This window comes from Sphingobacterium sp. SYP-B4668 (assembly GCF_027627455.1).
GTDB lineage: Bacteria > Bacteroidota > Bacteroidia > Sphingobacteriales > Sphingobacteriaceae > Sphingobacterium.
In genome coordinates this window covers 2,193,018-2,217,054 of the sequence record NZ_CP115483.1, presented here as the reverse complement: position 1 = coordinate 2,217,054, position 24,037 = coordinate 2,193,018, and the positions used below count along the sequence as shown (strand labels likewise).

Genomic DNA, 24,037 nt, shown 5'->3' with positions numbered 1-24,037 from the left:
TTGCAATCGGTTGACTAATTTTTCAACAATTACCCTGCTAAATAAATCAAGATTCGGTATGCCAGTGCACATAGTATCAAGAAAGTCAATATCAATGTCATATGCAGAGAGCCAAAAAAAACACCCGATGTCGATTGATTATCTGTAAAACTTCCTAATAGTCGCAGTGTATGTTCCAGTAATTTCATAAACCTCCCTTTATCATAATATATCGATAAAGGTAAGACGGCCTATCCCTTGAAAGTAGTCTCACCGGATTAAGTTTACATTAAATGATTATGACACTACCCAGCACCCCAGTATATTGATATATCTTTATACCGTTCCACAATAAATTACTAATTTTAAACCTATGAGCTTTAAACCTATTATGATAATACTAGGCTGCTTCATGGCCACTTTGGGACACGCGCAGCATTCACCTAACATCATTTTTGTCCTAACAGACGATCTCGGCTATTCAGATTTGAGCTGCTACGGCAATCCCAGCATCTCAACACCATTCTTGGACCGTATGGCAGCCCAAGGCATCCGCGCTACCGACTATGTCGTCACTAGTCCTTCGTGCACCCCTTCGAGAGCCTCCTTATTAACAGGGAGATACGCCTCCCGCTACAACCTCCCTGACCCCATTGGCCCTGGAGCCAGCAATGGACTTCCACCCCAAGAGGTAACCCTCGCCGAAATATTAAAAGACCGTGGATATCGAACGGCATTGATAGGTAAGTGGCACCTCGGTGATCGTCGTGAATATCACCCAAATGCACAAGGATTCGATTATTTCTATGGCATGATGTACAGCCATGACTATCGTGACCCATATGTCAAGACCGACACCACCATCAAAATATTCAGGAATCAGACTCCCGTTGTCAGCCGTCCTCCCGATTCGACATTGAGCCGCATCTATACCGATGAAGTCCTCCATTTTATCGCCGATCAGAAACAAGAGAAGCCATTCTTTCTTTACTATGCCCATAACATGCCACACCTCCCTGTTGGTACCGCTGCTGTGTCCAACCGCATGAAAGAGCTGCATTTTGCAGGGCCATTGGGGGCTGTCCTCGAAGACCTCGACCATCAGCTCCAGATTATGTGGCAGGCCCTCGAAAAGAGAGGATTAGCTGATAATACCATTTTTGTATTCTCAAGTGACAATGGCCCTTGGATCGAGTACCCCGTACGCATGAGCCAGGATGGTATTACCAAAAACTGGCATGTGGGCACAGCGGGCATGTTCCGGGGTTCCAAAGCACAAACCTATGAAGGAGGCGTTCGTGTACCTTTTATTATGTATTGGAAAGGCCACCTTGCACCGTCTGTAATCCGTACACCCATCAGCAACGTAGACGTGCTCCCGACTTTGGCAGAATGGACAGGGGCCACGCTCCCTGCAAAAAGAACATTGGATGGACAATCTATCGCTACCTTGCTAACTGGCCAAGTAGACCCCAAGACCTACCATCATAGGCCCATTTATTTAGTGAATCACGGAAAAGTGGAGGCTGTCAGAAAAGACAGTTGGAAGTATCGCGAATTACCTGCTGGTATTAATAACAATTCTGGAAAGTCCTATGAAGCAGCTCGAGAACTCTTCAATGTAGCCTACGATCCAAGTGAACGAACCAACGTCATTGAGGAGTATCCAGAGATAGCATCCGAACTCAAAAAACTATTTGATGCCTTCGACGCCCGACACGATAATTACGAAAACTAAAAAATAGTTTTTCCTTTCAAAACCTCTGACCAACATTTTACTTCCCTTCTAAATCTGAGCGATTCGCCCAGATTTAGAAGGGAAGTTTGAACTGAAAACCGTAGATTTGAGGTATGAATCTTATTAATCTAACTGTTTTTAAGCAATTTTTAAAGTCGAGTACCGCTGGCGGGATTATCTTATTCAGCTGTGTCATCATTTCACTCCTAGTAGCTAACTCACCGCTTGCGGGCTATCTATCTGGCTTTCTCAACCACCAGATAGGCTATGAAAGTGAGGCGATACAACTTCGCTATCCGATTTTGCTTTGGATTAACGATGGTCTCATGGCGATTTTCTTTCTATTAGTAGGTCTTGAAATCAAAAGAGAACTGGTCGAAGGCGAACTCTCCTCTCCAAAAAAAGCCTTATTACCCATCCTCGCTGCTATAGGTGGCGCAATTCTACCTGCTGCGATTTATGCCGTCATCAACCAAGGTACCGATAGCCATCATGGTTGGGGTATCCCAATGGCCACCGATATTGCATTTGCGTTGGCGGTAATCACCATGTTGGGCAACAAAGTCCCTGCGAGCTTAAAGATTTTCCTCGCGGCACTAGCCATTGTGGATGATCTATTGGCCATCTTAGTAATTGCCATTTTCTATTCTGGTGATTTACACTTCACCTATTTGATGTACGCCTTAGGTATTTTCTTAGCCTTATTGGCGCTTAACAAACTTGGGGTCAAAAACATCTGGGCCTATCTGATACCTGGTGTTTTTATCTGGTATTTCATTCACCACTCCGGCATACATGCCACTATCGCTGGTGTATTGGTGGCGATGACCCTTCCTACCACTCCCGATGCAAAGGAATCACCACTTGAAAAATTGGAACATGCCTTAACTAGACCTGTCAATTTTCTAATTATTCCCTTATTTGCATTGGCCAATACCAATATCACCATACATCAAGATATGATTGCCGGACTGACCTCGACCCTTGGAATTGGTATTATTGCTGGGCTTATCGTCGGCAAGAGTCTAGGTATTTTGACCACTTGCTTCATTTCTACTAAATTGAAAATAAGCACACTCCCTGAAGGAGCAAATTGGTCACACATAGTAGGTGTGGGACTCCTCGCTGGGATAGGATTTACCATGTCTATCTTTATTTCCATCCTCTCTTTTGACAACGAATTGATGATTGAAGAAGCAAAGTTTGCCGTACTGATTGGCTCCTTACTTTCCGGATTGATGGGATATATATTACTATCTACAGCAAGCAAAAAGCAAAAAATCAACAACTAGCATACCTTATTCTATAGGATACAGAGAGGTTGCATGATAATTTCATACGTTGTGAGCCTCACCTTAATCAAATCTAGAGTGAGGTTCACAGATTCTAAGCTTCCATCCCTTTTTGTGTGCTTAACGTCAAGCACACAAAATTGTTTCCATATGGCCCATTATGTGATGACCCCACCACATAAGCCTTTAGTACTTTACACTAACGAACACCTGACCACTTGTAAGCCTTCAAAAATGCGCTGTCGAATTTATCTCGAAGAGGGCCATTAAATCCATCATTTAGAATTATCACAGCTTCAAATCATTAGATTTTTAATCTAAAACAAATCAACATTTAATTAGGCACAACTTCTACCTTAAGCAACTTTTAAACTAGCCTTAGTACAGCCTTTACATAGCAATTGGCTAAGGTAAGGCTATGTAAAGGCTGGTTTAATACTTGACTTGATCACAAGAAGAGCTTAATGAAATATTTCTTATTTGTAGTAATCCCATTAAGTATTCCACATTAAAAAATGGGATAAATCTTGTTGAATGCTTGGACTTCCTCTGCAGGATTAGGTCTTACGATAGAGCTATATTCGAAAAATCTTATCTATGACCAAAATCGATATAGTAAACTAGATTATGGGACGCTTACATACAATATATTTGAAGCTAAGTACATGCTAATACTTTTGATCAAGAATGGATTATCAGTCCGGCAGCAATCAAAGACGTATTTATGAGCATGAAAACATTTAGGCTATTCCAGCCTCCGGCTTCACGGGAATTTGCTGATGCTTTGAAGAAATAATAATATTCACCTAGCACACAGTATTTATTAACCTAATATTTTGTATTCCGCACAATGACTTTTGTATACACAGAGCAAAGTGTTAATCAAAAGAAACCAAAATCAAGATAGGTAATTAAGTATCTAGGCTTATCATAAAAGAATGCTATAGTTTAATCTTGAAATGTGTAAAGTTTAATTGCGAGGATGAAGATGGTCGGCAATTGGTTTGGAGGAAAAAACATGAATAATACCAGTATAGATTCCAAGAACAATTAACCGCACATCTCCAGGCTTCCACTCAATAAATAATTAGGTTTGGTCGAATACTTTTACTCATTTACTATTTGTAAAACCATTTCAAATCAATGTTTCTTACATCGGTAATATTTAAGTAACTGTTGTCTTTCTGACTACCCGCACAATAACTTAGCAAAACATTTTTCTTCAAAAAGTGAATAGCGATATAACAATACCATCCATCCGGATCGGATTCTATCACCTTGATGTTCTCCCATGTTTTTCCCTCATCTTTTGAAATGGCTGATGTCAACGGGGTCCTCCCTTTTGTACTATTGTTCCATACCAATAGTAAATCTCCAGTTTTTGGAATTCTAGCAATACTGGCAGGCGATAAAGGTGAGACTATACTGCTCGCTTCAATAGCCGACCATGTCATCCCTTTATCTTCAGAATAAGAAAGCTGTTGCTTCCCCCCGCTTGCTCGGATAAACATCATTAACCTATCCCCATTTAATTCTACTAATCCAGGTTCCTGGGTGATAATATCGGTAGCATTCGGAACCTGTTTGCTAGATTTCCAAGTCTGTCCACTATCATCAGAATAATATGCATATAAATCTGCCTTGCCTTGCCAAACGCCATTCGGTGTATGGTGCAAAGCAACCGCCATAATTAAGCGGCCATTCTTTAACTGGATAACCCGATTATTATTTAAGACAAAATAACCAGCCTTATCTTGAACCACTTGTATAGCTTCTGACCAAGTCTCTCCCTCATCACTAGAATAACGAACCATAGGTATACAATCTGTCACCGAATTCTTTCTTAAATAAAATAAGGCAATTCGCTTGTCTCTTAATCTCAATAATGAAACTGACATCACATTCATCTTTCCATCCTGCTTCACAATTGTCCGATCTTCCTTGGACCAAGTCTTTCCTTGATTGTCCGAGTATCTAGCGGCTAAAACTGCTGTTCCATGATCACTATCTGAGGTTCCAAAATATCGACTGTAAACAAATAGAATATTTCCATTTTTCAGTTGAACGAAGTCTCCTTCACTGTTTCGAGGATTTCCTGCAGAAGGTGCTAACTTTAAGACCAAAGTCTCTTTTGATATTTCCTGTCCATGAGCTTGAAAGGCTCCAAAAAGAAAAAGTAATAGCAATAAATTTATTTTTTTTGTTTTCATATTTAAATCTTTCAATATTTTGACATTTAAAATTTTACAAGTAATCATTTTCATTAAACTCAATTTTTAGACCACCGTGGCCTGTTGTTAACCAAATAACACCTGGCTTTAACTCAAATAAATGTGGATAGGATAACCATTTTGTGCTGTCCCAAGCATTTGCAAGAGTTGACGGAGCATGTAAGTGATTTTTTGCAATGACTTTCGGCCTTGACCAAGTTTTTCCCTCATCATCTGAGAACATAATCGATAATTCATCCCTATGCCAGATGGTAGGCCTCTCCACTAAGTTGGAATCTCCACCTAATCTAAAATAGTCTGTCTTACCTTCAGGATACAATCTATTCCAAACCAGCACTAAACGACCACTGGCCAATCTTTTGAACGCAGGAGGTGATGAGCTCGCTTCAATAGATGTTTTTTGAGGATCAGACCATGTTTTACCATCATCCGAGGAAAACGTTTCATACAAATAATCAAAATTGGTACGGATTAGCATCCACAAGCGTCCATCTTTCAATTCCTTAAGGGTGGCCTCCATATATCCGGCATGATCCCCTGCGGCTCCTGATTGATCCAGGATATTACTAGCAGCCCAGGTTTTCCCTTGATCTTTGGAAGTATAAGTCAAAACCGTGTGTCGACCTGGATTATTGAGCATTTTCATAGTAGAGACAACAATTGCTCCATTTTTCAGGGTAACGATATCGCGAATCATTCCTGTCCATTCCGAATGCAATTTAACTGGCTTTTCCCATGTTCTGCCTCCATCGGTACTCCTGACGGTATAAGTCGGCAGGGCGGCGTTCGGATCATAGGAATGGGTCGTTTTATTCCATTTCAAGGGTTTCAATTCCTTTCCATTACTGAACGCAACCACGATGGTTCCATCCAAGGCAACGGTGACCGTAGGGGTCCACATTGAAAAACTCTCAGCTGAAAGCACGGGCACACCGACCCAATTAACTCCCTCATCTCTACTAATATAAGCATCAACACTCCCTTCAGGCACCGTGAAAATACCACCATCTTTTAGAGCAACAAAGGGACCATAACCTCTGACTTTCCGAATTTCTGACATCTCACTAGATACTAGATGCCCGGAGTTCGTCACCCTTGTTCCTCCACTCGATGGACTAACCCCTTCACGCTCTTTGTATTCAAATTTTTGTTTGTTCAATGGTTTCCCATCGATTGAAACCAAAACCTCCAAGTCAGATTGACCTTTGAATTCTGGGATAAGCACTTGAATTGCTTTATCTGTCACCGAAGTAGGTTTGAGTACTATTCCACCAAAATCCACCTTGACTTTTTCAGCGTCGCTTCCAAAAGATGTCCCTACAATTGTCATGGTTTGTCCTGGGTACCCCCTGTTGGGTAATAGACTTGTCACTTTTGCTTGATTATTTTCCGTAATAACCTGATTTATTTTTTTACTGCACGCTTGATTGGTCATCGAACATACTAGTCCAATGGTCAACAAACCAGCTTTGATTAGATTAGATCTCATTATTTTTAGATTTATTGTTCAAATTGAAAGAAAGTCACTTCTCCCACCGCACCGTGTGTTGGGTTCGCATTCCAGGTTGATAAGACCACATAACGGATGTATCTAACTGGAGGCGCATTCGGATCTAGTTTAAAATCCTCTCCTTTGCTAGCATAGGCTAAATCTGCAGCGGAGACTGAACCCGATCCCGAAGGTTTAATTACCTCAAATGTTCCCAGACGAATCCAGCCGCTAAAATCTGCTGTGACCTCCGGAGAGGCACTACCCCAAATCTCAAATCTTCTAGAATTCTGTTGTGCATAAACGACGGAGGTTGTCAACCTTTGCCAATGCCTAATTCGAGAGAGTTTTTTCTCCACGCCTATATCAAAGGTAAAGCTATGCGGCAAACCTGCCGGCATCGGGAACACAAAAAATTGATCTGGGTGACCATTCCATAGTTTAGTAATATCATAGGTCGCCCCAGCATCCCCATAAGGAATCCCGTTCGGATTCCATTTGGAAAAACTGCTTTTTGATATCGGAGATTCGACCTGAGGCGAAATATCTTTAAATTCGGTATAAAAACTGTCCACCACATTTTCATTCGGTATAAAAATGGTTCTATATTTGAGATTATTTTTATAGTCTTTTAATTCCGTTAAAGATTGGTCTGCAGCGACGATAGTATCCACGAGACGATTTGCGGTATTGGTATAAACCAAGTTCAGACCGATACTATTTTCAACAGCACCGAACCAACCGATTTGCAAAGGTGCATCCATCGCTTCCCGAATCAAATAATTCAGCTTCCGATTCTGGATTGACTCTTGAAAATTAACTCCAAAAATCTTGGTGTTGATTTCCAAAGGTATCGAACGGTGCTGAAAATTTGCATTCATGGTGATTAGTTCAAACGAATAATTCTTTTCCTCCAGGTTGTCAATCCACACCTCTACTGCATCCTTCCTGTCCTTTGCTGGGATATCCAACAAAACGGAATCATGCCGAGTATTCCAATAAATCGTGATTTTTTTCGATTTCGGGTCTGAGTTCCAATATTTAATCAGTACTCTTCCATCGCCAGAATAAGCTTTTACGGAATCTGGTTGTCCAACGTATATTTGTTCGCCTTTTTTTAGATAAACATCATGTAGATCATTCATCTTAGAGCACGCTCCTAAACCTATTCCCCCCATTAAAATCAAGATTGATATGTAGGAAAATTTATATAATGACTTCATAATTTCTATTTTTTTATTACTTAATATCCCCGTAAAAATCCACCTCCATAATTTGTACATAACTGGTCCCTCCCCAGGTTTCGTGGACCATAAATCGTAAATACCTAACCCGAGGACTAGACTCAACTTGAAAATCCTCCCCTTTGATAAAGGCATAATCCATATCCTCTTCGGACACCTGTCCCAAGGGCAAACCGCTTGGTTTCTTAGATTCATACTCGCCCAATTTCACCCAGGTATTAAAGTCCTCGTTGACATTGTTGTGCTCAGAACCCCAAACCTCGAATCGTTTGATATTGGCGCCTGTATATAGCTGTGCACTACTGGCTCGATGATATATTTTAAATCGGCTTAAGGTAGCCCACTGACCTAAATCAAAAGTGAAATCATTGGGTATCCTAGCAGAAGTGGGCATACTAAAGCCGGGATTTTCCTTACTATTATCCCATAGTTTCTGTATTGTCCAACCTTGATTTGCTAAGTCTTGATAAGGAATCCCAGGTGGATTCCACTTCGTAAACTTGCTCTTATCCAACCTTACTTCATGCAACGGAAGATAACTGGCAATGAGTGTATCACTATGGTTTTGCCATCTATCGCGAACATATACCGCAAACATTTGCTCTTCTGCTGCATACCCTCGAACATTCCCTTTCCCTACTTTAGTATTGGTATAAAAATGATCGACCTCTACTAATTCATTGCCTCCATCTGCCTTTAATATCGTGAGCACGACATCGGATTTGGTTGGGTTGTCCCACTCCAAACGGATTCCTCCAAAATCATTGTTGATTTTCAAGGAACTGAACACATCGTAAATAGGTGCATCGGCTGGATGAATTACAACAGAAATAGGCTTCGACTCATTCTTGCTTCGATCCCCTGTATACAGTTGGATAGTCTGCTCTTTCGATTGACCTAATCCTTCCACTCGAATGCTATTGGCGTAAGCAGAGGTTTTTTGTTGCACTTCTTGGCCATTGTCCAATTTATAGACTGCCTTAACATACAATAGATCATCATCATTGGGAATATCGTAGGAAATTACCGCAGCCCCTTTCTGATTGTCAACGAAAATGTTGGATACTGGCCCTGGCGCATCTCCATCCAGCGGATATTGTCCGATTTCCGATTCGCCACAGGCTTGGAAAATCATTAAGATCAACAACATGAATATTAAATAACTTTTCATCTTACTAGAATTAAAATAATTGTAAATGCCTGTTACCATCCCAGGTTTTGGATCAAACTTCGGTTTGTCGACAACTCACTTTGTCGAATTGGCCAGAAAACATCTCTGAGGTTATAGTTGGCATTGAACACAGTTCTAACCATATAGAAATTAGGAACTTCCTTCTCTTCTATGCTCCAACCCCGAACAGGTTGGTTGAAATTCTCTATCGCTGTTTTCCAACGTCTGAGGTCCCAGAAGCGGTGTCCTTCGAATGCCAATTCTATATTTCGCTCGGTACGAATAATCTCCCGCATACCTGCCTTATTTTGGAACTTATCCGGGAATTTGGAGTAATTGGTCCAAGAAGTTTGAAGATCTTGCAGACCAGCTCTGTGACGGATCAAGTTCAGGTATTCATAAACTTCTTCATTAGGTGTATCAAGCATTTCATTCAGCGCTTCAGCATATAAAAGATAAAGGTCTGCTAAGCGAAAAATCGGAAAATCCCAACGTTTGTCTAAGTAATCTTTCGCATTATAAGCCGATTCGAAGTTGGAAAGCTTTTTAATAAAAAAGGAAGTAACTGAAAAGCGTTCAATACTCGCGCGACCCGATTGCTGACCGAAGCGAACATTCACAGGCCATTGCTGATTCTCGTTAAACCTGCCCAAACCAAACCACCAGCCTCCATCTACTGCAACACTCCCATAAAATCGAGGCTCCCTATTCAGGTGTAGCTTTGCCGTTTGCACATTCGATTGCATCAGGTATTTATAATTTTCCCCGGTGTTGGCGACTTCATACCTATTGGCATAGTCATAGGTGTTGTCCTCAGAAATAGGCACGCCCTTATCAGAGTAAAATACTTCGATAGCCTTTAACGTTGGTACCATCACTGATCTAGCAAAGGAAGTGTGATTGGGATCCAAAGGTGGTAAGGTGTATTCTTCCAAAATCCTGCTGTTTCCGTATTGCCCACTCCCCCAGATACGCTCTACATTCCACTTATCACTCACTACCCTACTTGTGGATAACACCAGTCTAGAAGTTTCAGATAAGCCTAGTGAAGGATTGCTATAGGTATACAGTTTAATACCAGCTTCATGACAAAGATCAATGGCTTCCTTACAGGCAACTGCTGCCCTTTGCCATTTCTTTGGATCATAAACCTGATTGAAAAGAATCACTCCATCTTTATTCGCGAGGCTTTGATAATCGGTATTTCCATTAAAAAGAGCACTTGCAGCTGTAACCAATACCTTTGCTTTGATAGATTTGACTATCGGGGCGGTAATACGGCCCAATTCCGAAACTTCCACTTCAATCTTGTTTGGTAAATCCAGAGCCGCCTCATCCAAAGTTTTCACGATGTAGTCCACTGCTTCATCAATTGGCCTACGAGTGACGGCGACTTCATCAGGACCAACGTCCACAAACAGATTCTCATCCACAATTGGTATAGGTCCATACATTTGCATTAGGAAAAAATGATAATAAGCCTTTAGGAACTTAGCTTCTGCGGCCCATCTTTTCTTTTCAAAATCCTCCAAATCTCTTACTTTATCGACATTCTCTATAAAAATATTACAGTCTCTGATGGCCTGCCACAAATGAGTAGCTCCGCCTTGACCAGTCCAATAATCCAACATTGGTGACGTCACATTATTTCCATCCCGCAGGATGAAATAGCCATATTGCGGCAGCCAATCTACCCCACCATGTGTCCAAGTAAAATCATCAAACTGACCGGGGTATTGCGGCAACCCATGCCTAGGCATATAGGAATAGCAAGTATAAAGGTATTGTTCAGCTCGTACCCTATCTTTAAATGCGTAGTCTAGTGTAGCCACATTGTCCGGTACAATATCCAAATATTTGTCACACGATTGGAACCCTAAAAATCCCATTAAAAGTACTGTCGTAAATATGTTCTTTCTCATCGTAAGTTTGCTTTAAAATAAAACTTGAATGCCTGCATTTCCCACGCGCTGTACAGGATATCCCAATCCATTTCCCGCCATCTCTGGATCCCATAGCTTGAAGGAACTAAAGGTTAATAAATTAGTTCCGCTTAAATAAAATCGAGCTTTGGTTATCCCCACCCGGTTAGTGAGTTTTTGAGGAAGGGTGTATCCCAATTCCACAGATTTCAATCGTAAAAAGGAGCCATCACGCATAAACCACGTACTTGTAGCGAAGTTATTCGCGTTCTCCTTGTTTGATAATCTCGGCCATAGGGCGTAAAGATCCCGGTTGGATTCGGACCAATGACTTTCCTCATAGTGCTTCAATAAGTTATTCCCATTCAAGCCTATAAATGGTGCTGTAGCTTCCGCATTAATCCAGAAGGATTCCCTTCCTAAACCTTGAAAGAAACAAGAGAAGTCAAAGGATTTATATCCTGTAGAAATACCAAAACCGTAAATAACTTGCGGAATGGTTGGGAAGCCTATCGGTACTTGGTCCAACTCATTAATCTTTCCATCATTGTTGATGTCTTTGTATTTTATATCTCCCGCCATCACCTCAGCTCCTTGATAAGGTGAATTCTTCACTTCGTATTCGTCTACAAATAATCGTTCGGCCACGTAGCCCCATTTTTGTCCATAAGAATGTCCCACCATTGATTTCCATGGAGTATCGCGATAATCGGGTTCAGAAACCACAACCAACTCACTCTGGGCATAGGTGAAATTCGCTCTGGCGGACATCCACCAGCCATTGGCTAAGGTCTTGCTAAAATCCAATGAAGCATCTATACCCCTATTCTTCATTTCTCCCAAATTTGCTTTAGGTGTTACCTGCAAACCCAAAGTGGCGGGAACATGGCTTCTACTTAATAAAATGTTGGTTCGATGTTCTTTATAAAAATCTGCGTTCAATGTGAAACCATTTAGGAATTTCATCTCGAAACCTAGGTTGGACTTGGTCGCTGTTTCCCAAGTAATGTTCGGATTTTCGTATCTTGAAACGGAAATTCCATTTTTCGTTTGCTGAAAATCATAGCCAAATGTATACCCTCGACTAGAATTGTTCATGTTCATCTGTGAGAGGTAATAGAAACGATCATCAGCACTACCAATTGCATCATTACCTACTAGTCCATAGGTTCCTCTCACCTTGAGTAGAGAAACCAACCGTTGCATTCCTTCGGTCCAGAATGGTTCAGAAGAAACCACCCATCCTCCACCAATAGAAGGGAAGAAACCATACCGATGGCTTTTGTCAAAGCGTTCGGAACCATTGTAACCAAAGTTTCCTTCCACAAAGTACCTATCTTTGTAGGAATAGCTCATACGACCAGATAAACCCATATTTCTATAGGCCAATGATTTTTGAAGCGAGCCCGCATTTCCAACTAGAGAGTTGCGCATGATGAAAACCAACAAACTGCTGATGTTATGGTTCTCAGCAAATTTTCGGTCGTAATTCAATGCCGCTTCTGAGTAAGTGTTGGTACTTATTTCCTTACCTCCTTCTGCATAATCCAAGTGTTCCTGTCCACTTTCCGGGTTAATCGCCGTTAGGGTGTATTCATTGGTAAGCTTATCATAACCACCCAAACTATAGTAAAAAGGTTTATAATAACGCTGCACGTCAAAGTAAGAATAACGATTGGTACTAAACAACCCTCTCGCTTTTAATCCTTCTATAATAAAACCTAAGTCTTGCTTTAGTTCAAATTGAGCCATCATCAACGATTTGGAATAATCTTTATAACCACGCATCAAATCAGCGTACGGATTGAGGTAGCCACCTGTTCCATAATTTCCAAACAGGATGTGGGTAACATCTTTGTGCTTTGAATCTGGCTCATAGTAAGCTGGGAACAACACTGGATTGGTTCGCATCACCTTACCAAATAAGGAGGTGGCGCCTTCTATAGGTCCGGTATAGTCATCGAAAGTGCCATGCAATCGTACGATGGCTTCGGTGGTATTTGTGATATTGATATTGATGTTCGAGCGTAAGAGATATTTCTTAAGGTCAATATTGCTATTGAAATTATTTCGTTCATCAACATTCAAAATCCCCTTATCCCTATTATAGGTAGCGGCGATATAATAACGAGCTACTTTTCCACCCCCGCTTACATTAAAGTTCGTACGATCATTTCTTGCAAAATCATTGAATAATAGAGATTGCCAGTCGGTCACTGGATAAGCGACCGGGTATAATCCCTTCGCAGTACTTTCAATTCTCTCTTGACTATAGGGCAAAATACCTAAGGGGTCCCTTGTTAAAACTGCCTCATTATGCAATTTCATGTAAGCAATAGGATCGGATAACTCCACATTTTTTGTGGCGGTAGAAACAGATTGCTCGTGCCTAACGGACACTTGTGCCTTACCTTCTTTACCTTCCTTGGTATTTACCAAGATGACTCCATTTGCTCCTCGTGCGCCATATAGTGCAGTCGCCGAAGCGTCCTTCATAATGGAAAAACTCGCAATATCATCAGGTTGCAGCCTAGCCAAATCCTCCGACCTCATCTCAACCCCATCAATTAATATCAATGGACTAGAAGCATAACCAAATGTGGTAACGCCACGAATGAAAAACTCTGCGTTATCTTGTCCTGGTTCGCCGCTACGTTGATAGGCAACTAGTCCGGCGAGACGTCCGGCCAATGCAGTTGTTAAATTACTCGAGGGAACTTTTAATTCAGAGGGATTGATTGTGGTCATTGCTCCAACTAATTCTTTCTTTCGCTGTGACCCAAATGCAACAACAACAACCTCATCAATCTCCGATTCGGATTTGTTTAAAACAATGTCAATCTCCTTCCGAGTGGCAACAACCTGCTCCTGTGATTGAAATCCAATAAAAGAAAAAATTAAAGTCGATTGATGATTTGGGACTTTAATAACATACATTCCCCGCTCATCAGTTGAAGTACTGATTTTATTATCCTCCTTCAAAACAACAGAAACTCCGGCGACTGCAGCCCCCAAACTGTCTGTCACACGTCCTACAATAGTTAACTCCTGTAGACCAGGCGCTTCCAACACAGTAAGTTCCCTTGGCATGGCTGTGGAATATACAACAAATAGCGTTATCAAACCTACTGTCACAGTGTACTTCCATAAATCCATCCAACAGCAAAAAGCTTTAGTAGATTTATTCATATTAATTTAGATTAATTGGTATTCGTATTGGTTAAGATTAATTGGTAATTCTTTGCATTAAAAATACAAATAAGGAATTTGCTTATATATGTCCTACTTATTTATAATAACAAATATAGTATTCAAGTTTTGAAAAAACAAATAAATATTAAAAATGTATGACATATTTAATATTACTGCTGGAACCATACATTTGCGCTATCGCTAAAGCAGTATTCCATTCTTAAATATTCGAAGAACGTAGAATGGATAAGATTAAAGGCTAAAATTGAAGAAACTATAGAAATATTTACACGACGAAAACTTCCTACCTCCCTATGCTTAAACAAAAGAAACAGAACTCTTTAAAAGCATAGAGAGATAAGAAGAATCATAAATGAAGGTTTTAAATTTCGTATTTTCTAAAACGAAGACTTCCTTTTTAAGAGATACTCGCGCGCTCAAAGTTATTCCACATTCTCAAAAAACGCGATAGACTCATGGCAATTATTTTTCAGCCAGAAGATTAGGACTAGGTTTGACCATTAACATACACAGTGCAGCTAATATGATGAGAAGCGATGCAAATTGAAAGATGACATCTAAATTAATATCTGCGTCTCGCAGTGCTCCGCCAAAGTATAATCCTATACCTCCAACTAAAGTTCCGCAAAAATTTAGCACGCCGTATCCTGTTGCGCGATAGCGACCATCAACAACTAAACTCAAGATAGGCATTGTGTTGGTATCGGTAAACGATTTCACAAAAGTATAAAGAATAAAACAAACCAATGATACGGCTAACAGTGAAGAATAATTTGCGATAAAAATAGCGGGCGCAGCCAAACATAGTCCGATAAAGGGAACCCATATCCGCGCCTTCTTATTTTGTCGACTCCACATATCTGTGAGCGCACCTCCAACCAACACGCCCACAATAGCGGCCGTAAATACGTATCCTGTGGAATAAATTCCTGCCTGCGTCTGGGAAAGATGGAATTTCTCCTGAAAATAAGTCGGCAACCAACCAACAATAAGCCAAGATACAACACTAATCAATGCAAAAAAGAGGACAATAAAAAGGTACGATCTGTTACTAAAAAGCACCTTTAATGATAGTCCAAATTTAACTTTTTCTGCTACTATTTCCGTCACTTTATCGTGAGATTTAGGGGCATCCTTTAGCAAAAATATCAAGATGATGGAGTAGCAAATTCCAAAGATACCGAACACGGTAAAAGCATAGTTCCAAGAATGGTCTTCGGCCAACCAGCCGCCCAAAAAGCCTAAACTTTGTCCCGCCATTATACCTGCCATATGAATACCCGTAGCCATAGAACGAGTAGGCCCCTTATGATAATCCATAATTAAGGAGAGTGCAGCAGGGATATAACAAGCTTCACTAATCCCCATCAAAGCGCGTGTCAGCAACAGCTCATGGAAACTCGTGGCAAATGAAGTCATCCAGGTGACTAAAGACCATACAAACAAACTAAATAGAATGACTCGACTCTTGCTATACCGATCGGCTAAGAAGCCAGCAAAAGGGCTAAAGATACCATACACCCACAAAAATACAGCGGTAAGTAATCCAAACTCCGCGTCACTCATAGGAATAGAGCCGACAATAGAACTTCTCATGGTTGTAATCATGGTCCTATCGATGTAATTGAGCAATGCTATTATAAATAAGAGGCCAACGATAAGCCAAGGTCTGAATTTACTGATCGAACGAATTGTCATGAGATTAATGGATTAAGTTACGGTTTATTTCAATTCCTGTAGCACTTGTGTTGCGACAGCGATTGCTCTGTCAATTTCTTCTTCTGTATGGACAGCGCTAATATACCATAAGCCACGTCCAATTATTCGAATGCCCTTATCTTGCATACCCACTATAAATGCGTTAAGCTTGGCTTTATCACTTTTTAGGGTATCACGATAATGGGTAGCCTTCCCTGCATCACTGAAGGAAGTATTGAACATAGGTCCCAAGCCGCTGACAACTAGATTTTGACCTGTTTGGATAGCTGCATTCTCTAAGCCCTTCATCAATCGTTGGCCCAATGCGAACATCCGTTTATAGGGTTGTTCTCTTTGTAAAACCTTCACCGTGGCTAAGGAGGCCGCGACTGTCGGGTTTCCAGAATTCATAGTACCGGCATGTATCACTCGCGAGTTGGCCACTGCATCCATCCAAGATGATTTGCCTACTATTGCACTGATAGGGTAACCGCTCCCCATGGCCTTGGCGAAAATAGAAAGATCGGGAGTAATCCCATAATAAGTCTGTGCACCACCTAAACCTAGTCTGAATCCCGTAATAACTTCATCAAAAACCAAGGCAATCCCATATCGATCGCAAATAGACCGTAGCCCAGCTAAGAATCCTTCGGTCGGCGGAATACAACCGCTATTGCACATCACCGGCTCCGTAATAATGGCCGCCAATTGCTCATGATGTTCTTGGACAGTGGCTTCCAATAAAGCCAGATCATTCCAAGGTATAATGATGAATTCGGATCTACTTGTCTCGGCTATACCCGATGACCACGGAAAACATACTGGATTCTCATAACTTTGCAAATCAGCCATGCTTGGTGTCGAAATTCCCCAAGCGACATTGTCTAACCAACCGTGATAATGGCCCTCGAAACGTAAAAATTTACGTCTACCAGTCTTTGCCCGTGCAACTCTAAATGCAGTCTGTACAGCCTCGGAACCATCCAAGCAAAATCTTACCAACTCCGCGGATGGAATAAGTTCACAAAGCTTTTCGGCAAGTTCAACTTCTTGGGTATGCTGACCAGCATAGAGTTGGCCTTCTTTGGAATATGTATGTACGGCCTCTAATACCTCAGGGTGCGAATGACCCAAAATCAAAGGTCCTTGGCTTAGGGTGAAATCTAGGTACTGGTTACCATCCATGTCTACGATTGTAGTGCCTCGCCCTTCTTTGTAGAAAAGCGCATGGGGATGATTGTATTTACGAAATTCGGAAGATACTCCTCCTGCTAGAACATTCGATGCTCTATCCAACCACTTCTTTGATTCATTGTATTGGTTCATGTCTATTCTATTGTTAAATATTATTGCGCATTGATGTCTATCACTATTGTAGTATTGGTACGTACGCCAGGACCTATCTCGCCATTTATAAGCAGGTATTTTCCATTTTTTGTTACAGACGGAAGTGTGAGGCGCATTTCTTTTTTAGGTAATGTTCCACAAAAGTGCCAAGTGTCTTTGGCAACATCGTATTGTAGCAGATCAGGCAAAAAACCTGGATGGGTACGAGGATCTGCATGTTGAGCAGTCTTGTCGTCTAGCCCTCCGAATATTAGGATGTGCTTATCATTTCTACTTGTTGCTGCCGGGCTAGGTCCAGCTGCCATTCCCCGGGGCATATCGGCCAATCGCTTCCATTTACCCCCGTTAATGACACCATTGACAATTTGAGGGGTATAGCTATAGGCGTCGGTAAGGATCGTACGCTTTATCCCGGATTCAATACGATCTAGCTGTATTCCTGAAAACAAATAGAATACACCGGCTGCGCTTGCGCTTACTGCATTGATACGTGCTGGTCCCGGGATATCGGCCAACTGCTTCCAGTAATCCAATCGGATATCATAAACAAAAAAGCCTGTGGTGGGCCAACCATCAGACGAGGTACTACCTCCTGCAACAAAAAGATAATCACCGACCAATGTCCCACACATATTGACCAATGCCATAGGTAAAGGACTCAACTTCTTAATCGCCAACTGGCCTTTCTCCAGAGTGATACGGCAAGTGGTAGTAACGGGTTGGTTGGAATTGTTGCTTCCTCCAACAATCAAAATACTACCGTCATAAGATGTAGATACCCCGTATGCCAGACTATCAGGCAATCTAACATCACTCATGCGCCACTTTTTTGTTTCCTCATCTAAAGTATAAATCGTATTGTACCATGTTTTGATACCCCCTTCCCAAGGCATCTTATCTGGAAAGTTGGCTCCGCCAGCTACTACCAACATACCTTCGATAACCCCAGCATACATGCCGGCAAAACCTTGGACATCTGGCAATACGGGAATCTGTTCTACATTCCATTCATTTGTTTTTTGAGCAAAAATCTCAGATTCTTGAAAAATCATAGTCATCAGCATCCATATTTTAATGTATTTTTTCATAATAAACCTCCTTATTGCAATCTACCAGCTGGTCCATCCACCATCTACCACTAAATTATGTCCCGTCATATAGGCCGATGCTGGAGATGCCAAGAATACGACAGGTCCTTTGATATCGGCGTCATTGGCAAAGCGCTGCAGAGGAGTAAGTTTTTTGTAATTGGCAGTAAAGGCATTTTCGCCAATATTGGTTTCAATACCTGGCCCGTAGCCTCCTGGACTTAGACAATTGCACCGTATGCCAAATTGACCATAATAGTTGGCAATCCATTTGGTAAACCCTACCATACCCCATTTATCGTAGGTATAATTTATCGGGCTGGTGAGGCCTGTATCTCCATATACAGGAAAATGAGGCCCTACCACCGATTGTATAGACCCTATGTTGATAATATTCCCACGCTGACGGGTCACCATGTCTCGCAATACTCGCTGTGTCAAGAGCATCATGCCGGTAGAATTTATTCGCTGTGCTCCTTCCCACTCTTCTTTGGTAATCTCTGACAAGGTTTTAAACCCTTCTCGAGAAACGGCATTATTGATGAGGACATCTATACGTCCAAACTGACCTAGTAGTTGATCCACAAGACTTGCTATACTTGACTCATCTAATAAATCCAAAGGATAGGCACATGCCTGCCACCCTTCGGCGACCAGACTCTCGGCATACTGTTGGCAAGCTTTAAAATCGCGCGAAGCTATAACCACAATAGCTCCAGATTCGGCCAGTGCACGTGACATGGGCTTACCAAATAGACCGGTTCCTCCAGTAATCAACACGACTTGCCCCTTCAATGAAAATAGGTCTAAGGTTAAATTTTCCATAGTCTTGGGGTTAGTATATATTCAGGTAATTGGTTAAAATATTCTTCGGCCTTTTTTCGGAGACCTACGGGAATAGAAGGTCCGCTAAGTAGTTCTGCATTTTCAACGACTTGTTTTTTTGTCTCCGCACCAAAGATTAGACTGGATACCCCTTTCAAATCGCGTATATAGGAAATGCAAAACTGCTTGACCGACATATCGGCTTCGCGAGCCAGGGTTTCAAGCTGGATAAGGTATGGTTCCGCCTCTTTCAGGTTGCCGGTCAATTGTTGGATATTCTGAAGCAGCAATCCCTTTAAAAATACACTCCTAGCAAACACTATTTTATTGGTTTTAATAACCTTTTTCCAAATTGGAGACTGTAGTAGACGCTGATCTAAAACGTTCAATGGAATCTGAAAAACCTGAAACACAGTCTCCTCCAGAAAACAATCAATCTCTAGAGGGTGGTCTACCGAAATACCGGCATAGGCGATCTTTCCTTCCGCTATCAATCCTTTCATTACTTGTGGAATAATCGCCTTCACCTGATTAACGTCAAACTCAGACGACATGTGAAACAAACATATCGGCAACTTCTGCATTTCTAATGCTTGCAAACTATCTGCGATACTGGCGCGGGCTTCTTGCATAGCCTTTTGCACATCTGACAATGCTTCCTTCGACAATTTAAATTTACTGACAACAGTGCTTAAAGACGCCGCCTCTTGCTGAAATCTTCCCAATACCATTTCGGCATCTCCATATTCACGCGCAGTGTCGAAACAATGGATACCCAGCCCTTTAGCACAGTCCAACAAACCTAATGCATCCTTAAATGATGGCTGAAGCTGGTGTTCAAAAACACCATATGGTATACCTAAGGCCACGGTACCCAAGGTCAACTGGGAAATAGTATAAGATCCTATAGTAGTTTGTTTCATTCTATTATTTTTTATTATGCTGCATAAACTTTTAAATTAACTCATTACACACGATAAGAACTCCGGCAAATGATTGCCCATATGTCTATATTATTTACCTCGCAATCTTATCTTTTTAAAATCCTTATTTTGCCCGGCCCGGGTTCTTGCATTCCCCCAGTGATGACGATACAACCATCGCCAATGGCTACGTTGCTTGTCAAGGGAATCTGCGTATGGAAGGATCTCAACGTTCTAGACGCTAAATCATATCTATGCAATAGCCCCATTCCGTAATGGGCAATCAACAGATGGCTGTTGCCATCCATCGCTAGGCCATCGGGTAGATTGTCGACCATTCTTCGAGACGGGTGGATTGGCAAATCCACCAACACTTCAACAGGTGCTCCTGTCCGGCTGACATCAACCTTTAATATTCTATTTTGATAGCTTTCGGCGACGTACAAGAAATTCCTTAAGGTATCGTAGACTATACCATTTGGGTAGTCTAGTCCGTTTTTTATGAGTTGGGCTTCCCCTTGAGGAGTTATATAGCCTATCGCTCCATTAATACGCACCGAATCTGTAAAAAAAATACTACCATCTGACTTAACCCAAAGGTCATTTGTCGCTTTCACCAGATGGTCGTCCAATTTACCTTTAAACCAAGTTTTCACGAAATTACCCTTTGAATCATAGTGCTCAATCGTCCCATCAAGTGTATTGCACACGAAATGATCGCCCCCCGTCGACATAAATTGACCATTCGGACTCTTACAAACAGCCCACTCATCCATGGTATACCTGTCGTCTATACGTAGTATCTGTCCACCTAAAATATTGGTCACATAGATTTCTCCCTGTTTGCCTATTACTGGGCCTTCTGTATAAAAATCAGTAGTCAACATGATATCACTGCTATACATATTTAAATCAGGCCAATCACTCATACTTGTTGATTTTTTCAAATGGTATCATTGGTCTACGACGAAATACATATTCAAACTGGGTAGCATCAGCATTGCACTCTCCCGGTGTATGTACCTTGAAATAAATAGGACAGATATCCCGATAAGCAGCAATAGGAGCATTCACACCTTTAGCTACAATCCAGTTCAATTCATCAAGCGCAAGATCGCATACCCGTAACTGTTTACTACTGAAAGGTGGAACACGTAAGGTAGTGAGCAAAATAAAGTTTCCGATAACAGTCTTCAGTAAGACCACTGGCCCCATGTCATATCGTACCTGACCACCGTGTCGTGGCGCTTCTTCCATAAAAAAACCTGCTTTACGTTCAACGCAATGAACCCTATAGGGTTGAGAACGGCTGTGTTCATTCAATTTTCCAAGATCTAAATCGAATTCCTCATCCTGCTTGAACATCTTGGTGTATTCCACTAACTCCGGGTCAGCGATACAGATACAGGCCTTCGTTAAACCTCTCGCCTCTAATGCGTCCAGCAAATAACTGCTATTACCTAAAGCGCCTCCACCAACGTTATCGCCCATATCCAACAAAAGGACAGGTTTAGGATATTGACCATGATTTGTCAAGATTTCGGCGATATCCAGACGAGCCCCTATAAATCTATCATAATAATGCTCGAATAGGGCACGCAGGCGAAGCTTAAGTCCAAAAGTATCAGTATGTAGTTGCGTAATTAATATCAAGGATGTTCCCATCTCATATACATCAGCATATGGAAACCCAAGGATAACGCTATGGCTCACGATTTCTTCTGAATCACACAGAAGGTCACTCACCTCGCGGTATAGCGAGAGACATGGTTCAACGGCGGTCTCTTGTTGTTCTATGCTCAATGAAGCTGGTATTTGTAACAATTCTTGTTTAAGCTGAAGTCCATCAAAAAGCATCCGTTTGAGGATATCAGCCACTCGAAGTCCTGTATCTCGTTGGTCAAGATGCGGGTTCGTAGCATAGGCAACTAGTACATCTGTGGCCCCTACCATATCCATACTGACATTTGCATGGGGGTCCAAACTCGCAACAATAGGCATTTGTGGTCCGGCCCATGCTCTGATAGCTTTCAACCAATCGCCATCCACATCTCGTATTTGCTCGCTCACGGCTGCACCGTGAGCTACAGCATAGATAGCGTCTACTGATGGAACCCGTTGAAGCGCACTCATCAACGAACCTCGCAACCGTTCATAAGTTTGCTGTCCGATGGTCCCTCCAGGAGTAGCTTCGGCAAAGAAAACAGGAATCAACTCAATATCCGCACCTTGCATCCCCTCCATAAACCCGCCAATCTCATGAAAAGCTGTTGCGTACTCTTCCCGTATATGTTCATTGTAAAAAAGATGTCCGTTTGCAAAATCTTCCCAACTTGTTGAACGTTTGCTGAACGTATTGGATTCGTGGTATATCCCAACAATAGCTATGCGTTTGGCCATGAGATTAAGGAAGCAATACAACTGCGTCGACTTCAAACTTCAGCAATGTTCCCAAACATCCTATCAATGTAGTACGAGCGGGATAAGGCGTCGAGAAATATTCGCGGTAAATATCATTGAAAACTGCCAAATTGGCCTGATTTCCAACATAATTGCGCACCTGCACTACGTCTTTCATTTGTGCACCGGCAGCCTCTACTATGCTTTTTAGGTTATCGAAGGAACGGCGACATTCGCCTTCGAAAGTATCCACGATGATATTACCGGATAGGTCTACAGATGCCTGTCCCGAAATAAAAATAAACTGTCCACACCTAACTCCAGGCGAGAACGGTAAATGACTATCGGGGATACCAACCCCGTGTATAATTTCTCTTTCCATAATATACTATTTATTGAGCGTTTATTTTTCCAAAATGTAAACTAGTATCGTCTATATTTTCCAGATATAGGCAATCTGACGGGCTATACAATCTATCTAAGGCTTTCACATCCTTGGCACCATTACCAGTTACCAAACAGACCACTGGATCTTGAGTCTTTATCTCACCTCGGGTCAGCGCCCTCTTCAAACCGGATAATGCCACAGCACCTGCAGGTTCACAAAAAATACCTTCTTTTTCGGCAAGTAAACGTTGACAATCGTAGACATCTGTATCTTGCACTAGTGCTCCTGAACAACTTCCAAAAAAAGATTCCGCGACAATAGCCGGTGCATCTAATAGCGAGGGTACCTGCAATCCACTAATCTCTGTTGTGCTCTTCGATAGCGCCTCAAGACCTACCCGCTCCTGCGACAGAACCGAAGCAATGGTATCATTACCCTGGGGCTGAACACAATAGAGCTTAGGTTGAATGTTTTCATCATTATATAATCTCCACTTGGAAAATCCAAGCTGCATCGACAAAAACAAACCGCCGCCGCCCGCTGGTACGAATACATGTTTGATGCCGGGAAGCTCTTCAGCAAGTTCGAAAGCAATAGTCTGCACTCCCTCCATACCGACTGGAGAAAATCGGTAAGCACTAATCTCTAGGCTACTGTTTGTGTTTACCGCTAGCTTTTTTAGATAGTCCATTACTTCATAGGTACGCGTGTCGGTCAGGCCAAAATCCTTTATCATGTACAGCTGTGCACCGTATACCCCCATCTGCTGCAGTTTGCCAAAAGGCGCACCATCTACCAATGCTATTTTGCAGGACAACCCAGCAGCAGCAGCATAGGCAGCCAGCGCTGCTCCAGTATTTCCACTGGACGTCGCCAAGACAGTATCTTTGCACATTTGCAGCACATTTGATATTGCAACTGCCGCAAACCGATCCTTGTACGAACCCGTCGGATTTAGATTTTCCAGTTTGAAATACAGATTTTCTAATCCCAACAGACGACCGATATTTCGAGCTCGTAACAAAGGAGTATTTCCTTCTCCTAATGAGATCTGACTCCCTTCCGATATGGTTGGGAGCATATGTTTAT

The 24,037-nt window shown here is 41.8% G+C and carries 18 protein-coding genes; 2 read left to right on the top strand and 16 right to left on the bottom strand.

What is annotated here, in order from left to right; all coding sequences use genetic code 11:
• Positions 1-29: 29 nt before the first annotated feature.
• Complete coding sequence (locus tag OQ289_RS09365) at positions 30-188, bottom strand: hypothetical protein (protein ID WP_270090467.1); 159 nt, start codon at positions 186-188, stop codon at positions 30-32.
• Between the two features lie 182 nt (positions 189-370).
• On the opposite strand from OQ289_RS09365, the gene OQ289_RS09360 reads away from it, so the two are divergent.
• Both OQ289_RS09360 and nhaA read left to right on the top strand, forming a co-directional pair.
• Positions 371-1,717: a sulfatase-like hydrolase/transferase gene (locus OQ289_RS09360; protein WP_270090466.1), complete on the top strand. Its 1,347-nt coding sequence runs from the start codon at positions 371-373 to the stop codon at positions 1,715-1,717.
• Between the two features lie 113 nt (positions 1,718-1,830).
• Positions 1,831-3,009: a Na+/H+ antiporter NhaA gene (gene nhaA, locus OQ289_RS09355; RefSeq protein WP_270090465.1), complete on the top strand. Its 1,179-nt coding sequence runs from the start codon at positions 1,831-1,833 to the stop codon at positions 3,007-3,009.
• 1,118 nt (positions 3,010-4,127) lie between these two features.
• On the opposite strand, the gene OQ289_RS09350 is transcribed toward nhaA, so the two are convergent.
• The 15 genes from OQ289_RS09350 to OQ289_RS09280 all read right to left on the bottom strand — a co-directional run bounded on the left by OQ289_RS09350 (position 4,128) and on the right by OQ289_RS09280 (position 24,029).
• Positions 4,128-5,219: a sialidase family protein gene (locus OQ289_RS09350; protein WP_270090464.1), complete on the bottom strand. Its 1,092-nt coding sequence runs from the start codon at positions 5,217-5,219 to the stop codon at positions 4,128-4,130.
• Positions 5,220-5,253: 34 nt separating this feature from the next.
• Positions 5,254-6,729, bottom strand: a complete 1,476-nt coding sequence (locus tag OQ289_RS09345; protein ID WP_270090463.1) for an exo-alpha-sialidase — start codon at positions 6,727-6,729, stop codon at positions 5,254-5,256.
• 11 nt (positions 6,730-6,740) lie between these two features.
• Positions 6,741-7,952, bottom strand: coding sequence for a DUF4998 domain-containing protein (locus OQ289_RS09340; protein WP_270090462.1), 1,212 nt, complete (start codon positions 7,950-7,952; stop codon positions 6,741-6,743).
• 16 nt (positions 7,953-7,968) lie between these two features.
• Positions 7,969-9,144 carry a DUF5000 domain-containing lipoprotein gene (locus OQ289_RS09335; RefSeq protein WP_270090460.1) on the bottom strand — a complete coding sequence of 392 codons (1,176 nt, stop codon included), beginning with the start codon at positions 9,142-9,144 and terminating at the stop codon, positions 7,969-7,971.
• Positions 9,145-9,176: 32 nt separating this feature from the next.
• Positions 9,177-11,066 (bottom strand): RagB/SusD family nutrient uptake outer membrane protein, encoded by a 1,890-nt coding sequence (locus tag OQ289_RS09330; protein WP_270090459.1) that lies wholly within the window; start codon positions 11,064-11,066, stop codon positions 9,177-9,179.
• 12 nt (positions 11,067-11,078) lie between these two features.
• Entirely contained in the window at positions 11,079-14,255 is a 3,177-nt protein-coding gene (locus OQ289_RS09325; protein ID WP_270090458.1) for a SusC/RagA family TonB-linked outer membrane protein, read from the bottom strand.
• Positions 14,256-14,741: 486 nt separating this feature from the next.
• A complete protein-coding gene (locus OQ289_RS09320) occupies positions 14,742-15,977 on the bottom strand; it encodes an MFS transporter (RefSeq protein WP_270090457.1) in 1,236 nt (411 codons plus the stop codon).
• Positions 15,978-16,001: 24 nt separating this feature from the next.
• The gene (locus OQ289_RS09315; RefSeq protein ID WP_270090456.1) at positions 16,002-17,303 is read right to left on the bottom strand and encodes an aspartate aminotransferase family protein; all 1,302 of its coding nucleotides are present in this window, start codon (positions 17,301-17,303) and stop codon (positions 16,002-16,004) included.
• A gap of 20 nt (positions 17,304-17,323) precedes the next feature.
• Positions 17,324-18,412 (bottom strand): hypothetical protein, encoded by a 1,089-nt coding sequence (locus tag OQ289_RS09310; RefSeq protein ID WP_270090455.1) that lies wholly within the window; start codon positions 18,410-18,412, stop codon positions 17,324-17,326.
• A gap of 21 nt (positions 18,413-18,433) precedes the next feature.
• A complete protein-coding gene (locus tag OQ289_RS09305; RefSeq protein ID WP_270090454.1) occupies positions 18,434-19,237 on the bottom strand; it encodes an SDR family NAD(P)-dependent oxidoreductase in 804 nt (267 codons plus the stop codon).
• Entirely contained in the window at positions 19,225-20,160 is a 936-nt protein-coding gene (locus OQ289_RS09300) for an aldo/keto reductase (protein WP_270090453.1), read from the bottom strand. The genes OQ289_RS09305 and OQ289_RS09300 overlap by 13 nt, the downstream gene beginning before the upstream one ends.
• Before the next feature lie 107 nt (positions 20,161-20,267).
• Complete coding sequence (locus tag OQ289_RS09295; protein ID WP_270090452.1) at positions 20,268-21,089, bottom strand: SMP-30/gluconolactonase/LRE family protein; 822 nt, start codon at positions 21,087-21,089, stop codon at positions 20,268-20,270.
• On the bottom strand, positions 21,082-22,560 hold the full coding sequence (locus tag OQ289_RS09290) for a M81 family metallopeptidase (protein WP_270090451.1): 1,479 nt from the start codon (positions 22,558-22,560) through the stop codon (positions 21,082-21,084). The genes OQ289_RS09295 and OQ289_RS09290 overlap by 8 nt, the downstream gene beginning before the upstream one ends.
• Positions 22,561-22,564: 4 nt before the next feature.
• On the bottom strand, positions 22,565-22,942 hold the full coding sequence (locus OQ289_RS09285; RefSeq protein WP_270090450.1) for a RidA family protein: 378 nt from the start codon (positions 22,940-22,942) through the stop codon (positions 22,565-22,567).
• A 10-nt stretch (positions 22,943-22,952) separates the two neighbouring features.
• On the bottom strand, positions 22,953-24,029 hold the full coding sequence (locus OQ289_RS09280; protein WP_270090449.1) for a pyridoxal-phosphate dependent enzyme: 1,077 nt from the start codon (positions 24,027-24,029) through the stop codon (positions 22,953-22,955).
• Positions 24,030-24,037 lie beyond the last annotated feature (8 nt).

What these genes read in the sequence shown, in the direction of transcription:
- OQ289_RS09295 (WP_270090452.1), bottom strand. Translation starts at nt 21,089, where the DNA reads ATGAGTGATTGGCCTGATTTAAATATGTATAGCAGTGATATCATGTTG.
- OQ289_RS09280 (WP_270090449.1), bottom strand. Translation starts at nt 24,029, where the DNA reads ATGCTCCCAACCATATCGGAAGGGAGTCAGATCTCATTAGGAGAAGGA.
- OQ289_RS09290 (WP_270090451.1), bottom strand. Translation starts at nt 22,560, where the DNA reads ATGGCCAAACGCATAGCTATTGTTGGGATATACCACGAATCCAATACG.
- OQ289_RS09300 (WP_270090453.1), bottom strand. Translation starts at nt 20,160, where the DNA reads ATGAAACAAACTACTATAGGATCTTATACTATTTCCCAGTTGACCTTG.
- nhaA (WP_270090465.1), top strand. Translation starts at nt 1,831, where the DNA reads ATGAATCTTATTAATCTAACTGTTTTTAAGCAATTTTTAAAGTCGAGT.
- OQ289_RS09350 (WP_270090464.1), bottom strand. Translation starts at nt 5,219, where the DNA reads ATGAAAACAAAAAAAATAAATTTATTGCTATTACTTTTTCTTTTTGGA.
- OQ289_RS09340 (WP_270090462.1), bottom strand. Translation starts at nt 7,952, where the DNA reads ATGAAGTCATTATATAAATTTTCCTACATATCAATCTTGATTTTAATG.
- OQ289_RS09345 (WP_270090463.1), bottom strand. Translation starts at nt 6,729, where the DNA reads ATGAGATCTAATCTAATCAAAGCTGGTTTGTTGACCATTGGACTAGTA.
- OQ289_RS09365 (WP_270090467.1), bottom strand. Translation starts at nt 188, where the DNA reads ATGAAATTACTGGAACATACACTGCGACTATTAGGAAGTTTTACAGAT.
- OQ289_RS09320 (WP_270090457.1), bottom strand. Translation starts at nt 15,977, where the DNA reads ATGACAATTCGTTCGATCAGTAAATTCAGACCTTGGCTTATCGTTGGC.
- OQ289_RS09335 (WP_270090460.1), bottom strand. Translation starts at nt 9,144, where the DNA reads ATGAAAAGTTATTTAATATTCATGTTGTTGATCTTAATGATTTTCCAA.
- OQ289_RS09325 (WP_270090458.1), bottom strand. Translation starts at nt 14,255, where the DNA reads ATGAATAAATCTACTAAAGCTTTTTGCTGTTGGATGGATTTATGGAAG.
- OQ289_RS09285 (WP_270090450.1), bottom strand. Translation starts at nt 22,942, where the DNA reads ATGGAAAGAGAAATTATACACGGGGTTGGTATCCCCGATAGTCATTTA.
- OQ289_RS09305 (WP_270090454.1), bottom strand. Translation starts at nt 19,237, where the DNA reads ATGGAAAATTTAACCTTAGACCTATTTTCATTGAAGGGGCAAGTCGTG.
- OQ289_RS09330 (WP_270090459.1), bottom strand. Translation starts at nt 11,066, where the DNA reads ATGAGAAAGAACATATTTACGACAGTACTTTTAATGGGATTTTTAGGG.
- OQ289_RS09310 (WP_270090455.1), bottom strand. Translation starts at nt 18,412, where the DNA reads ATGAAAAAATACATTAAAATATGGATGCTGATGACTATGATTTTTCAA.
- OQ289_RS09315 (WP_270090456.1), bottom strand. Translation starts at nt 17,303, where the DNA reads ATGAACCAATACAATGAATCAAAGAAGTGGTTGGATAGAGCATCGAAT.
- OQ289_RS09360 (WP_270090466.1), top strand. Translation starts at nt 371, where the DNA reads ATGATAATACTAGGCTGCTTCATGGCCACTTTGGGACACGCGCAGCAT.